The 14,307-nt window shown below is 39.5% G+C and carries 14 protein-coding genes; 6 read left to right on the top strand and 8 right to left on the bottom strand.

All coding sequences use genetic code 11. The annotated features are described in order from the left end of the window. Nucleotides 1–2: 2 nt before the first annotated feature. Together cooS and SCALIN_RS03515 are read right to left on the bottom strand one after the other, a co-directional pair. Entirely contained in the window at nucleotides 3–1,955 is a 1,953-nt protein-coding gene (gene cooS, locus SCALIN_RS03520) for an anaerobic carbon-monoxide dehydrogenase catalytic subunit (RefSeq protein WP_096892874.1), read from the bottom strand. Beyond that, entirely contained in the window at nucleotides 1,952–2,722 is a 771-nt protein-coding gene (locus tag SCALIN_RS03515; protein ID WP_096892873.1) for an ATP-binding protein, read from the bottom strand. Before SCALIN_RS03515 ends, cooS begins: the two co-directional genes overlap by 4 nt. 233 nt (nucleotides 2,723–2,955) lie before the next feature. Here SCALIN_RS03515 and SCALIN_RS03510 point away from each other — a divergent pair, with 233 nt between their 5' ends. From SCALIN_RS03510 to SCALIN_RS03500, 3 genes are all read left to right on the top strand, one after another. Next, entirely contained in the window at nucleotides 2,956–4,242 is a 1,287-nt protein-coding gene (locus tag SCALIN_RS03510) for an HAD-IB family phosphatase (protein ID WP_096892872.1), read from the top strand. Beyond that, the gene (ruvX, locus tag SCALIN_RS03505; protein WP_096892871.1) at nucleotides 4,239–4,679 is read left to right on the top strand and encodes a Holliday junction resolvase RuvX; all 441 of its coding nucleotides are present in this window, start codon (nucleotides 4,239–4,241) and stop codon (nucleotides 4,677–4,679) included. Before SCALIN_RS03510 ends, ruvX begins: the two co-directional genes overlap by 4 nt. 80 nt (nucleotides 4,680–4,759) lie before the next feature. After that, nucleotides 4,760–6,004 carry a peptidase U32 family protein gene (locus tag SCALIN_RS03500; RefSeq protein ID WP_096893050.1) on the top strand — a complete coding sequence of 415 codons (1,245 nt, stop codon included), beginning with the start codon at nucleotides 4,760–4,762 and terminating at the stop codon, nucleotides 6,002–6,004. Between the two features lie 17 nt (nucleotides 6,005–6,021). Here the strand turns inward: SCALIN_RS03500 and SCALIN_RS03495 are convergent, their stop codons facing one another. Further along, complete coding sequence (locus tag SCALIN_RS03495; RefSeq protein WP_096892870.1) at nucleotides 6,022–7,122, bottom strand: glycosyltransferase family 9 protein; 1,101 nt, start codon at nucleotides 7,120–7,122, stop codon at nucleotides 6,022–6,024. A gap of 186 nt (nucleotides 7,123–7,308) precedes the next feature. Between SCALIN_RS03495 and SCALIN_RS03490 the strand changes: the two genes are divergently transcribed. Then, nucleotides 7,309–8,226 (top strand): lipopolysaccharide kinase InaA family protein, encoded by a 918-nt coding sequence (locus SCALIN_RS03490; RefSeq protein WP_096892869.1) that lies wholly within the window; start codon nucleotides 7,309–7,311, stop codon nucleotides 8,224–8,226. 8 nt (nucleotides 8,227–8,234) lie between these two features. Further along, entirely contained in the window at nucleotides 8,235–8,876 is a 642-nt protein-coding gene (plsY, locus tag SCALIN_RS03485) for a glycerol-3-phosphate 1-O-acyltransferase PlsY (protein WP_096892868.1), read from the top strand. A gap of 31 nt (nucleotides 8,877–8,907) precedes the next feature. Here the strand turns inward: plsY and hemB are convergent, their stop codons facing one another. The 4 genes from hemB to SCALIN_RS03470 form a co-directional block, all read right to left on the bottom strand. After that, nucleotides 8,908–9,900 carry a porphobilinogen synthase gene (gene hemB / locus SCALIN_RS03480; protein WP_096892867.1) on the bottom strand — a complete coding sequence of 331 codons (993 nt, stop codon included), beginning with the start codon at nucleotides 9,898–9,900 and terminating at the stop codon, nucleotides 8,908–8,910. Nucleotides 9,901–10,178: 278 nt separating this feature from the next. Further along, on the bottom strand, nucleotides 10,179–10,331 hold the full coding sequence (locus tag SCALIN_RS23610) for a hypothetical protein (RefSeq protein ID WP_203415328.1): 153 nt from the start codon (nucleotides 10,329–10,331) through the stop codon (nucleotides 10,179–10,181). A 62-nt stretch (nucleotides 10,332–10,393) separates the two neighbouring features. Further along, a complete protein-coding gene (locus SCALIN_RS03475) occupies nucleotides 10,394–10,822 on the bottom strand; it encodes a cytochrome-c peroxidase (RefSeq protein ID WP_203415327.1) in 429 nt (142 codons plus the stop codon). A 2-nt stretch (nucleotides 10,823–10,824) separates the two neighbouring features. Beyond that, on the bottom strand, nucleotides 10,825–12,132 hold the full coding sequence (locus tag SCALIN_RS03470) for a Rossmann-fold NAD(P)-binding domain-containing protein (protein WP_096892866.1): 1,308 nt from the start codon (nucleotides 12,130–12,132) through the stop codon (nucleotides 10,825–10,827). A gap of 298 nt (nucleotides 12,133–12,430) precedes the next feature. On the opposite strand from SCALIN_RS03470, the gene SCALIN_RS03465 reads away from it, so the two are divergent. Beyond that, nucleotides 12,431–13,324 carry an HhH-GPD family protein gene (locus SCALIN_RS03465; RefSeq protein WP_096892865.1) on the top strand — a complete coding sequence of 298 codons (894 nt, stop codon included), beginning with the start codon at nucleotides 12,431–12,433 and terminating at the stop codon, nucleotides 13,322–13,324. Between the two features lie 48 nt (nucleotides 13,325–13,372). On the opposite strand, the gene murQ is transcribed toward SCALIN_RS03465, so the two are convergent. Beyond that, nucleotides 13,373–14,284: an N-acetylmuramic acid 6-phosphate etherase gene (gene murQ / locus SCALIN_RS03460; protein ID WP_096892864.1), complete on the bottom strand. Its 912-nt coding sequence runs from the start codon at nucleotides 14,282–14,284 to the stop codon at nucleotides 13,373–13,375. Between the last annotated feature and the right edge of the window lie 23 nt (nucleotides 14,285–14,307).

Here is a 14,307-nt window from a genome sequence, read left to right as displayed (position 1 = left end):
TATCAGTCAACCGCAAGTGCTCTTCTGTCTTCCATATCGTAAAGTTTTCTTTCCTTTTTCTCATTAATCCCCAACGCATCACGCTTCTTCTCTATATGATCTTTTATGAGAGTCCCCATCTCCTTGAGATCAGGGGTAAATGACCACTTACCTCCTACTAGCTCTTCCAGTCCCTCACTTAAAAATTTGTCAACATCCGGAGCCCCAGCAACCATAGACTTGGTTCCAAATAACGTATACACTCCGCTCGTGACAAAATATTGTCCTATCGCCAATGCCTTCTCATGCATCCAGTCCAGGCATACCCCCGCAACCGGCAACTCACTTATATCATTACCAAGGCCACCTTCCTTTACCATCTCAGAACACGCTATCAGTATCCTGCTGTTATCCACACAAGAACCCGCATGTAATACCGGCGGCATTCCAACTGCCTCACAAACCTCTCTGAGACCTGGACCCGCAACTTCCATATGCTCAGGGACCATCATTCCTTCCCTCGCACACTCCGCCGCGGCACATCCCGTCTGTACCACAAGTATGTCATTCGCTATCAAATCATTTACCAACTCCATATATGGTAGTTGGTCTGGCCACAATATCGAACTCGTACAGCCCACAACACCAACTACTCCACGTATCCTACCGTTCATGATGTTGTCATTAAGTGGTCTGTAAGATGCTCTGAACTTGCCTCCAAGCATATACTTTATCGTTTCATGTGTAAAGCCAACTACAACATCAGACTTCTTTCCCTTTGGAATAAACACCTTTGTCTTGTCTCGTTTAGGGAAGTTCTGAATTGCTATCCTTACTACTTCTTTTCCCTTTTCATAGGCATTTTCATCGTTGATCTCTATATGCTCTGTTCCATCTATCTTCGCCTTAGGTGAAGTCGTTATCAGTTTCGTATGAAAAGCCCTGGCTACCTCTTCGTCACCCTGCATCACACACTGTATATCCACAGCAATTACCTCTACAGCGCCGGTAGCAATAGCCATCTCCTGCATTTTCATATGTCCCGCGAGTGGTATCCCATGCCTCAGCAACATCTCATTCGCCGTGCAACATATACCGGCAATACTGATACCTTTAGCTCCCACCGCCTCTGCTTCTTTTATCAACTCAGGATCGCTGGCTGCTACGGCAACCATCTCAGACATCTGCGGTTCATGCCCGTGCACAAGGATATTTACCTCGTCTTCCTTGATCACATTAAGATTTGCGGTCCCGCGTGTTGGTTTCGGTGTGCCGAAGAGTATATCCTGAAGCTCTGTTGCTATCATTGCGCCACCCCAGCCATCGGCCATTGACGTACGACAGGCCTGCATTATAAGGTTTTTATAGTCCTGGTCAGTACCCATGCCGGTGCGATGCATCGATTCCGTAACCTCTCTGTCTATCGCACGGGGTGTAATGTTCAGCTTTTCCCACAACTTTATCCTGGCTTCCGGGGCCTTATTCGCAAACTTTTGAGTGCCATAGGCCTTGCCAAACTCTGCAAGCGCCATTTCGCCAACCTCCTCGGCAATCTCATTTGTCTTACGGCCTTCTGTAGATACATCAAATACCTTAGCAACCTCATGTAGCTTGTTTACGTCTGTTATGCGATAGCCTTTTGCTTCTCCTCTTGCAGTCGCTATCAGAAGTTCGGCAACTGATCTGCCATGGTCAGAATGAGCGGCAGTACCAGCGGCAACATAACGCACAAAATGCCTCGCAGCTATTGTGTTAGCGTCGGCTCCACAAACTCCTCGCTTCGGTCCTCTGCCAAACGGATCAACATTGCACGGTCCCATCTGGCAGTGTCTGCAGCAGAGACCAATCTTACCATATCCACACTGTGGCTGCTGTGCGTCGTATCTGTCATAAGAGCTTTCTATACCACGCTCTTCCATTTTCTTAAGTAAATCCAGAGACTCCTGATCAGCTCCTTCAAAATTCTTCTTTGTCATTTTATTAACTCCTTTAATTTAGTAATTATCACACTAACTTCTGATAATAACTGTTCATTATCGCTATATGCAGCTTTTCCTTGTAAGTCTGAGTCAATCAGCTTCTCATTATACGAAATTGTTCCTAATAATGGAATATCTTTAAGCTCTTTTTTCAAGAATTCTCTATGCACGTCATTCATTACTTTATTCCCAACTGCAAATATCGTTTTTATTCCAAGATCCGCAGCAAGTTTTTTAACCTGAAAAGCCGTCTGTATACTCCTTTTACCGGGTTCTACAACTACTATCAAAGCGGTGACAGCCCTTATCGACGCACGTCCCAGATGCTCTATTCCGGCTTCCATATCTACGATAACAACTTCATCTCTTTGCAGTATGAGATGGTTTAACAAAGCCTTCAACATCACACCTTCAGGACATGCGCATCCGCTTCCACCCCTTTTAATTGTACCAAGCGTCATCAATCGCATGCCATCATGTGAAATGGAACATTTTTCTGGTAGATCGTTAACCGTCGGGTTTAATTTGAAGAATTTGCCGAATTCATCTGATGTAGAACCTGTACGCTCTTTTATTAGTTCTTTTAAATCAACTAGAGGTACTATTTTATCCGCATCTTTAACTCCCAGAGCTGCGGCCAGATTTGCATCTGGGTCAGCATCTATGGCTATCACTTTACTACCCTCGTTGGCAAAAAGTTTTGACAGACTGGCAGATAACGTTGTTTTTCCAACACCACCTTTACCTGAAATTGCAATTTTCACTCTATTTCGCTTTCCACTAGAAATGTTAATTTTTGTATATATATCTAAAACGCATGATTTTACAATAGTGTAAAATCGTTGTCAATTATAAAACTGGTATTTCTGAAACCGGTTTTTCGACTTGATTTAATCTGTGTGATATTTCAACCTTATAATAAGTAAGTATTTTTCAACACTATGAGGTTTAAAGTCTTGCTAAACTCTTAATTTATGTGATATAAATATTTTAACTTATGGAATTTGAAAAAATGCTTATGAATGCCAATAACAAGAAACTAATAATATTTGATGTTGATGGAGTAATTTTCAATAGCCAGTTTTTACTGCACTTATCTTTGAAATCCAGTATTTTTAATTACTTGAAAGCATTGTATTTGTGTTTTTTGTTCAGTATAAATTGCTTAAATATGCGAGATTTACTTGAAAGGGTTTATATTGATATCAAGGGTTTAAAAGAAGATGACATTTGGCAGGTTTATAATAATATGAAGATGGTAAAGTATGCAAATGAAACAATTAGTAAAATAACGCAAAAAGGGCATTATGTTTCTTTGATCAGCAGTGGAGTGCCAGACATTCTAGTGAAAGATCTGGCGTCAAGACTGGATGCAGGTTGTGGGCATGGCATAGATGTGACAATAAATAATGGTATTTATACCGGTGAGATTGGAGGACAGCTTTCTTTTCATGAAGGGAAGGTACGGGTTGTAGAAAAACTTCTAGAAGTTCACAATACTACGTGGGATGATGTAGTTGTTGTGGGAGACGATAGAAATAATCTTGATATTATGGAACTTGCAAAGGTCAGTATCGGGTTTAACTCATATTACCCTGTACGCAAAAAAGTAAAATATCTGATAGACAGCAATGATCTGAGGGATGTATTAGAGTATGTGTTTAATGAAGATGAAATAACATTTGATAAACTTAGTTTAGGTTTCAAACATGAAATTGCTTTATCATGGAGCCAGGAATTCAGGCGTAAAGGTATACATGCCTGTTCGCTGCTTGTCCCTATCTTTTCAGGTGTTAACTATGTGCTTACATTAATAATGTTAATAGCGATGACTGTGTTATATTCGGCATCTGAATGGGCAAGGCTTAATGGTTTCAGATTTCCAGTTTTGAGTTTCATTACAAAGCAATGTGTTCGCTCCAGCGAAAGAAGGAGATTCGCCTTTGCGCCTATTACACTGGCCTCAGGTGTTGTGTTGTCACTGTTGTTTTTTTCGCCAATAGTAGCGAGTGTTACGATAGCCATTCTCGCCTGTGCTGATAGCATGGCTACGATCGTTGGAAAGTTTTATGGTACAGTCCGGATCCCATACAACCCTAAAAAAAGCATTGAAGGGACTGTGGCTTTCTTTATTACTGCGTTCATATGTGCCTTTATTTATCTTCCATTAAAGACTGCATTGATAGTATCTCTGGTATCATGTATAATTGAGAGTTTACCTGTAGAATTTGATAATATCACTGTTCCTTTGGGTGCAGGAATGGTTTTAGGGCTGTTAATATGAGAACACTGGGTATTGATTATGGTAATAAGCGGGTTGGTCTGGCGATCAGTACACCAGTGGGAGGTATTGCGCAAGGGCTTCAAACAATAGAGCGTATAGATGGTCATGACTATTTGGAAGAATTGGCAGAAGTAATAAAGGAAAAGGAGGTGGGAGAGATTGTCGTTGGGCTTCCAAAGAACATGAATGATACTATTGGAGAAAAAGCTGAAGAGGTTCTTGTATTGGTAGAAACCCTTAAATCTAAATTCAATATCCCTGTGCATACCATTGATGAAAGACTTACGACAGTGAGAGCCAACAGGGCTATGGCTGGGGCCAAAATGACTAAGAAAGGGAAGAAAAAGAGGGTAGATATGATTGCCGCGCAGTTTATACTACAGTCTTACCTTGACCAGAACCGACGAAATGCGGAAGAGGATTGGGAGGTTGACTGAAATTATGGTAAAAATGGTTTAAACTGTTTAATGGACTTAAACCGTCCAAACCGTACCTGTTTAATAAAATGATAGAAAAAATGATAGAAAAATCTCAAAAAATATATAAAAAGCCTGAGCTGGTATCACCGGCCGGGAGTCTGGACAAGTTAAAGACTGCCATAGAATACGGCGCTGATGCAGTGTATGCGGGAGGTAAGGACTTTAGCCTGAGAAATTCGGCTGCGAACTTTACTCTGGATGAAATTGGGTCTGCAGTTGAATTTGTACATGAAAGAGGTAAGAAATTATATATTACTCTTAATATTTTTGCTCATAACTGCCACATTACTCGAATGGAGCAATACCTGAAAGAATTATCAAAACATTCCGTTAATGCCGTCATCGTCGCTGATCCTGGCGTATTGTCCCTAGTCAGAGATATTATGCCTGATACTCCAGCTCATATCAGCACCCAGGCAAACTGTACAAATACAAAAGCTGCAGACTTCTGGTATAAACAGGGCGTTAATAGGGTGGTGTTGGCAAGAGAATTATCACTCAATGAAATTTCTGAAATAAGTGCAAACAGTAATTGCAGGACTGAAGTATTCGTTCAAGGCGCCATGTGCCTTTCTTATTCAGGAAGATGTTACCTGAGTTCATATATGGCAAATCGTGGCGCAAACCTTGGTGATTGTGCACAGTCATGCCGTTGGAAATATTCTCTTGTGGAAGAGGAACGCCCGAATGAATACTACCCGATTATTGAAGACGGAGAATTTGCGTCGGTTATGAGCTCGCGTGATCTCTGCATGATACAGCACATTCCTGAATTAATAGCCGCGGGCGCTGACGCCTGGAAAATTGAAGGTAGAATGAAAAGCCAGTATTACGTTGCTACAGTAACAAGGATATATCGTGAGGCGATAGATATGTTTTTTGGAAATGAAGCGTATGAATATCAGGAGAGATGGTTGGAGGAGTTGGGTAAGATCAGTAACAGGGGGTATAATACAGGCTTTTTCCTCGGCAGTCCCGGTCTGGATGGTCAGAGGGTGGGAGAAGAGAAGGGGTATACGCAGGACTATAAGTTTGTTGGTCTGTTTGGCAGGCCAAAAGATGATAATCTTTTTGAAGTTATTGTGAAAAACTCATTTCAAGTAGGCGAGGATCTTGAAGTGATGGGAAAGAGACCTGGCATGGACTTCGTGCAGACTATTAAGGGTATATATAATAAGGACCTTGAGCCGGTAGAAAAGGCAAATCCAGGACAACGTGCATTCATTATTCCGGAAAGACCAGTAGAAGAGTATTTTATATTGAGAAGAAAAGTAAGACACTAATCATTGGTCAGCACTTATTAACTCTGTGTATTCAGTGTCATTGTGTTCTGGTGTAGTAAAAGCCTCTCCACTCCACAAAAAACATCATCCGGAATGATTGTAGTCATGCATTTTGGGTCACCACAAGTCCTTTTTCTGCATGGGCTGCATGGTATATCCTTTTTAATAACTATTGCCTTACCGTTATATGGTCCATAGGTTATAGGATCTTTTGGCCCATAGATTCCAACAACAGGAATGTTCATGATAGATGCAATATGCAGTGGACCGGTATCTCCTCCAATAAAGAGGCTAGAGAGTCTGATAAGTTCTATAAGCTGTTTAATAGAGTCTGTTTTGCATGCAGGAAGTGCCTTGTATTTCATGCTCTTAATTATTTCTTTAACAGTATTTAATTCGCCCGGTCCCCAGGTGAAAATAATATTTACCTCATATTTTTCCAGAATCATATTGGCCAGTAATGAGTAATTTTTCGGAGACCATTGTTTAAAAGATCCGAATTTGCTTGTGCCCGGATGGATTAATATAATAGGGAGGGAGGGGTTAGTTGTATTATTGTTGATAAACATGGAAATGTACTCTTTGTTCTCTTTAGTCACGGGAAGTTCAGGCCTCATGAATAGAGGTTCTATGCCCAGCTCCCCAATCAATGAAAGATTTTTTTCTATTCTGTGGATCTTTCTTCCCACGGGATATGCATGACATTGTGTGGATAAATAGTTGAATTCTTTGCAATGTCCTTTTCCAAACCCAAACCTGTTGTCTGATCCTGTTATCAGGTTCATCACTGCACTCTTCAGGTTGCCCTGAAAATCAATAACCAGGTCATAATGGTTTCTACGAAGTTTTTTGTAAAATGAAAGGGCTTCAGAGATTACTTTAAGTGATGTATGTATTTTCAGTATATTACTCTGCCATTTTTTACGTGGATAAATAATAACTTCATCAATGTCAGGGTGGTCTGTCAGGATTTCTTTTGCTCTGTCTTCTACCAACCAGGTAATTCTCGATTTCGGGAAATGAGTGCGTAATAGCCTGAGTGAGGGGAGGACATTGATTACGTCTCCAATTGCGCTGAGACGAATAATTAAAATGTTTGCAGGCGAATCTATTATCATGTTTATGGTTTTTATTTCGTATTTATTATCATGTTCATTCTACAAATTTTAAGTTGTGAATGGAAACGATTACTGAAATAAATTCAGCAAAAGTCTTTGTTTGTTGCTTTAGTAATAGATTGATGGTGGTATCACATTTAAGACTCTTTTGACATGCCAGTCACACTTTAGTATAATCATGCAACGATGAAGAAAGTTGAAATACCTGCCTGTTTTTCGACCTTGTGCAAAGGGAACATGACCTTGTATATAAAAAAAGAGTATGAGAACAGGATGTCAGATGATGACATAAAGAAATTATTTGATCTTTGTAAAAAGCCTCTTTCAGCGCCAAATGTTGTAGACAGAAATGAATTAAGTAATTCATATATTGGTAGAGCATCTTGTAAAACTCTTTCAATGGACGGTCTTGCTGACGACAGATTTGTTGTGAGGGAGTATTGGCATGGCGGGATGATTGGCAGGATATTCAGAGACTGTTTCTGGGAGGGTATGCGCCCGGTGAATGAGTTACTGGTAAGTGAGGCTGTGAGCAATGGAGGTGTTAAAACTGCTGAAATAATTGCGATTGTTAAAAAAAGAGTAATGGGGCGTTTGTACAAGTTCCGGATGGTTACCAGGGAGATAACAGAGTCTATCGACTTGATTGAATTACTTTTACATTCCAGAGAAAACCAGTTATTGAAACAAAAAAAACAAATCATCAATAAGTTGGCAAAGGCCGTGAACGATATGCACAATGTGGGTATCTACCATGCTGACTTGCATCTTAAAAATATACTTGTTCAATCAAATTCGGGTATATGTATTAATGTATACATAATAGACTTAGATAAATCTCATCAGTATGAAAAATTAAGTTTTCATAGAAGGATGAAGAATATAATGCGTCTGGACAGATCAGTGGTAAAAATGAGAAGAAAAAAAAGTAATCTGTTTGGTAAGACATTTCCGTTTCCCGTTTCTAAAACTGACAGAATCAGGTTTCTAAAAAGATATATTGAAACAGGTAGTGAATCAGTAAAACCGATTAAATATTACATACAATCATATAGTAAAGCCCATGGACTTCATAGATTGTGGTGGAGCCTGGGTGGGGGGTAGTTTTAATTATGGTAATATCATACATTGTTGGAATTGTCTTATCGTATTTGCTTGGGGGCATCCCTTTTGGTTATTTAATTGCAGTTACCAAGGGAATTGATATCAGAACAAAGGGTAGTGGCAATATCGGCGCTACAAATGTGAGCAGAGTGCTTGGGAGAAAGTACGGCTTAGTGATTTTTTTTCTGGATATGTTTAAGGGGTTTGTGGCTGTCTTTTTTGTGCCTTTACTTGTCAGTGGGATGAAATCACCGACGACCGCTGACAACCTGTTGCTAATTCTCTGCGGGTTCAGTGCGGTACTTGGCCATGCATTTCCCGTTTATCTGAAATTCAGGGGTGGGAAGGCTGTTGCTACAAGTTTTGGAATATTTGTCTGGTTAGCACCAATCGCTATAGCTATATCATTTGGTGCATGGATTATAACCGTATTGGTCTCACGTTATGTATCTCTGGGGTCAATGGTAGGTGCTCTTGCACTGGTAGGAGTTACCGTCTGGGTTGTGGATTCTCCTTCAGGGGATAACAGTAATATTATATATCTTTCTGTGGCTGTTGCCATTCTTATAGTAGCGAAGCACACATCAAATATTAAGAGGATTGTTTCTGGTACGGAAAAGAAGGTTTTTCAAAACGAAGGAAAAGGCTAAAGTACTCCTGCTATATAATAGTTTCAACGTATTATGCCGATAGCCAACGCGCAGCGTCCTTCGCCCAGTAAGTCAGAATGATATCTGCACCTGCCCTTTTAATACCCATCAGTGTCTCCATAGCAACTGCCTTCTCATCAAGCCAACCTTTTTGATGGGCCGCCTTAACCATAGAAAATTCTCCACTGACATTGTAGGCTGCTATAGGGTGATCAAAATTGTCTTTTATAAGTCTGATAATATCAAGATACGGAAGTGCCGGTTTTACCATTACAATATCAGCGCCTTCGTCTATATCCAGAGAGACTTCCCGTAATGCTTCATCAGAGTTTGGTATATCCATCTGGTACGATCTTCTATCTCCAAAGCATGGTGGCGACTCTGCCGCATCTCTGAAAGGGCCGTAATATGCTGACGCATATTTGGCAGCATAAGACATTATAGGAATGTTATCAAAACCATTATCATCCAGAATGTCTCTGATTGCGCCTACTCGTCCATCCATCATATCACTTGGGGCAACTATATCAACTCCGGCCTCTGCGTGAGATAGCGCCTCTTTTGTAAGGAGTTTAAGCGTTTCGTCATTGTCAATTAGATATTCACCACTCTTTTCATCTTTTTTTATGTAACCGCAATGGCCATGATTTGTGTATTCACACATGCAGACGTCCGTAATAATCAGAATGTCAGAAACATTTTTCTTAATTGCCCTTACGGCTTTTTGTATAATACCGTCATCCGCGTACGCTTCAGTACCTAATTCATCTTTCGTACTGGGGATGCCAAACAGGATTACACCCGGGATCCCGAGAGTTGCAAGCTCTTTGACTTCTTCTACAAGTGTATCTACAGAAAACTGATAGTTTCCGGGCATTGTAGAGATTTCTTTCCTGATTCCGCTTCCAGGTCGAACGAAAAGTGGCATGATCAGGTCTTTAACTGTTAAGTGGTTTTCGCGAACAAGATCACGTATGAGCTTATTACTTCTTAGCCGGCGAGGGCGGTATTTGGGGAAGTGCATTATTAAGTTCCTTTATAAAAAATTTCTGCATAACGAATTCATAGTCTATAGTATACAACAATTTTGTCAAATAATTATTCGATTTAGTGTAGAGCAATATGGATAATACATTAATAGCATGGAGTTGTCCAGGTACGGTTTCCGGTCAATTACAAAATTACTTATAACTGATATCACTTTTTACTATTTCTATTAAACAAAATCTCGGACAACCCGTAGATTTTTGATTAAAAAAGTTCTTGTTATCTCCTCCCGATTTATATCCCGACAGTATCATTTTAATCTCGATCTGGTTGTGTGGTATCTGAAGTTGATTGCTGCAGAGTGAGAAAAATGACTTCAGGTTGTTCTCCTGTCAAGGTTTTCAGGAATTCAACGATCTTACCCGTTTCTTCTTCAGTAAGAGTAATCCCTAATCGATATTCAGCCATAATATTCACAGCTACATCGAGGTTCCAGGTGCTTGCATCATGAAAGGATGAGGCAGTCAGTTCTATATTTCTTCTGTTTCGTATACTTCACTGAACCATTTTGAATACTCAGGTATCGATTTTAACGCATTTACTGCCAGTTCATGGTTTAGTCCCATTTCGATTGGATTAGCGATAGGGTTTCCTGCCTGTTCTTTCAAATCTTTTGTACGACCGTCCCAGAACTGAACAAGATTAAATCTTGAATTCAGAACCGTTGGTAAGTTTATAAGACCAGAAAACCATTTATGTCTGATAGAGGTTGGTAAATTGTCCGTACCACCTGTTGAGAGGTTATGGCAGGAATTACAAGTAATCCAACCTGACTGTGATAGTCTCGGTTCAAAAAATAACTTCTTACCCAATTCTACCTTTGCGCTATCACAGTAAACGATGATTGGAATTGGCTGGATTGTTTCATTTGATCTATCAGATACTAATTCTCGCATCATATTCAGTTCTTCCTGATGTATTTAAAACGTTGCGTCAGTTTACCGTCTTGAGTGACTACCGCATTTCGAATAACATTGGGTAAGGCATGGTGGTTGGTAATATCACTTACTCCATGAGCTGCTACCTGGTAAACATACTCTCTGATCTGTTCCGCAAATTCAGCTGATGATTCTTTAGGGAATTCGCAAGGTAAATTGTCAATTGCCATAACCGCTATCCCGCTCTGTGATAAGTCATCACTGATTTTTTTAGAAATGGGATTATAAATAAACGCCGGATCTGATGATGACGTCACTTTTGTTGTAATTTCTATGGTGCCTTTTATATCACAGGACAGATCACCTATAACTGATAACCGGAAATCGGTGCTTGAACCATACATTCGGCGTAGCATTCCTTCAGGTAAAAGGCGTGGATACCGTTTATCCCAGTAGCTGGAATTAACTAGTACGCTAAGAAATGGCAGCGATTTGTCCAGATTTGATTCAAATCGTTCCGGATGCTCCAGGTATTCTTCAAAATAAAAGCTTTTCCCTTTTTTTGATCTGAGCTTTTCTTCACGTTGGAAGACAAGTTTGTATATTGTATTCTTATGGGATGAATGGCTTCGAGACAGAATGTCAATATCTCTTGGATGTATTTCAACTGCTCCTATGCAATCAAGAACTTCCTGAGCACCTTGTGAAACATTGCCATGTCCTAAAATACCAATTACAAAGGGAGTTTTAGCTTTATTGAACCCTTTTTTTCTTATATTTGTAACTGTTTCTTCAAGGACTCTTTTTGCGGAATTGTAATTGCCGTAATGAAAAGCACTCTTAATATCGGAGAAAGGATTTGGATTGTTCTGGAGTGTTTCTTTCCTGCCATAAACATGCAATGTGTCAATCATTCCACATATACCCGCATATCTTCCAAAGTATGCAAGTCTCTCTCCAAGAGAGCCCGTAATATGTTCATAATCAATTAGAGTGATTCTCTTTCTAAGAAATGATTTAAGGAGATTCCGGTTATATTCCTGCCCCTTTGTAGTATGAGAGAAGACCATATAAACAGTGTCTGGTATCAGTGTATCAACAGGGGGTTCTTTTATACCGATGAGAAGATTGGCTTTTTTAAAGTTTTCAACAATTTTTGCTCCGGAACGCTTATATTGTGAGTTTTTATAAATACGAAGAGGACTGGATGCTACCTCTACGGAAATATTTTTATTAACCAACCACGCGACATCCTTTGGTGTTAACGGAGCCCTTCGTTCAAACTCATTTTTTGTTTCAGGTAAAATACCTACAACTAAACTCTTTCTCATGACAATCTACAGAAATAACCAATTTCTTTTTTAAATTCTTAAATAAAAGTTATATATTAATCTATCGGTAAGCTATCTATTGTCAAGTTTATTCTGCTAGATGAATATACTATTCGTGAAATAAAATTCGAGAATCCTCGATACAAACGAGACTGAATATGTCATAATTCATTTATGACACCGTTTACCCTATAAAGAATTAAAAGTATATTATCATGCAGTACCAGAAGCTCTAAAACAAGTAGTTAGTTCAGAATCGAAATTTCACGTTCATTAAGATAGTTAGATTCTATTCGGTATGAAAACTGTAAAACCAAATATTTTAAAAGAAAAGAGCAATAGCACACTTGGTCCTTACAGATGTAATTCGGAAGTTAAGTTGACAGCTGCAGTAATTCGAAAATTTCAAGATGAAATTTACTCTTTCTATAAAAAGAATGGTCGTGATCTCCCATGGAGGATGACAAGTGATCCCTATCATATCTTAGTTTCAGAGATAATGCTTCAGCAGACACAGGTTCAGAGGGTTATGGAAAAGTATGAACTATTTATCAGAATATTCCCGGACTTTTATTCACTGTCAAATGCACCACTACAAAAAATACTTAAGACATGGCAGGGTATGGGATATAATCGCCGTGCTATAGCATTGAAAAAGATTGCACAGAAAATAGTTAATGAGTTTGATGGAAATCTCCCCACCTCTGTAGAAACGTTAATGACATTTCCCGGAATAGGCAGGGCAACTGCATCTGCTATTGCAGCGTTTGCATTTCAGTGTACTACTGTTTTTATTGAAACTAATATACGTAGAGTTTTTATTCACTATTTTTTCCCTGATACAGAAAATGTCAAGGATTCTGATATTCTTCCTTTAGTAGAGAAAACAGTTTGTACTTCAAATCCTCGAGAGTGGTATTACGCACTTATGGACTATGGAGTAATGGTTAAACAGAATTATGAGAATCCAAACAGAAAGAGTGCTCACTACAAAAGACAATCACCGTTTGAAGGTTCTAATAGACAGATCAGAGGAATGGTTCTTAAACTATTAGTCCAAGAACCAAATATTTCAGCACGTCAAATTGGACAAAAACTCAATACACATAAGGATAAACTAGAGTATATTATAGCGCAACTTGTGAAAGAGGGTTTTATCAAAAAAATAAGAGGGAAATTTACGGTGAGGTAAGTTTCCGTTACCATTTAAAACTATAACACTACTTCTGTGATAATAGTATTATTTTTTTAAATTAGCACTGTTTAGCACATCTCTGACGTAACCATCATATTTATCAAGTTTTTTTCTGGCTTCACCATAGTCCGTCTGTAGCTTATGCATAACTATGGCAGTCTTTACGTTGCCCTTCGCCTTTGTTAACAGATTGTCTGCAGAGTCTCTGTCAACATTTGTAACCGACATTATAATACGTTCAGCACGGTCCCTAAGCTTTGCGTTCTTCACCTGAAGGTCAACCATGAAGTTTTCATAAACCTTTCCCATTTTTATCATTGATGTGGTAGTAAGGGTATTAAGTATAAGCTTTGTTGCTGTGCCTGCCTTCATTCGAGTAGATCCGGTAATTACTTCAGGACCGGTTAATGGTATTATGGTGACGTTAACGTATTCATTTGGTTCTAAATTCGGATTACAACAGAGAAAGATGGTGTTAGCGCCTGATCTGTTTGCCTGTGCCAGGGCGCCGTGTACGAATGGCGTAGTACCGCCGGTAGCTATGCCGACGACAGTATCTTTGGCCGTAATACCATTTTCTATTATTGCCTGTTCACCATCCTCATGACTATCCTCAGCACCTTCTATTGATCTTGTAAGTGCGTCAAATCCACCGGCAATGACGCCTTTTACCTGCTCAGGGTTTGTTCCAAAGGTAGGGGGGCACTCAGAGGCATCGAGAACTCCAAGTCTTCCACTTGTTCCCGCTCCAATATAATACAGTCGTCCATTATTCTTTAACGAATCAACAATCAGTTCAATTGCCTTTGATATATTCTGGCGTTCATTATGAACGGCATTGATTACGTTCGAATCCTCGGCATTAATAATGTCTACGATTTCTAAAGTTGATTTGCAGTCGATATTGAGAGTATCAGGGTTGCGTTGTTCAGTGATGAGCTTTGAGCGATCTTTCATTTTTGATAAGATAATTAAGATAT

The organism is Candidatus Scalindua japonica, assembly GCF_002443295.1.
GTDB classification, from domain to species: domain Bacteria; phylum Planctomycetota; class Brocadiia; order Brocadiales; family Scalinduaceae; genus Scalindua; species Scalindua japonica.
This window is presented reverse-complemented; position numbering and strand designations above follow the sequence as displayed.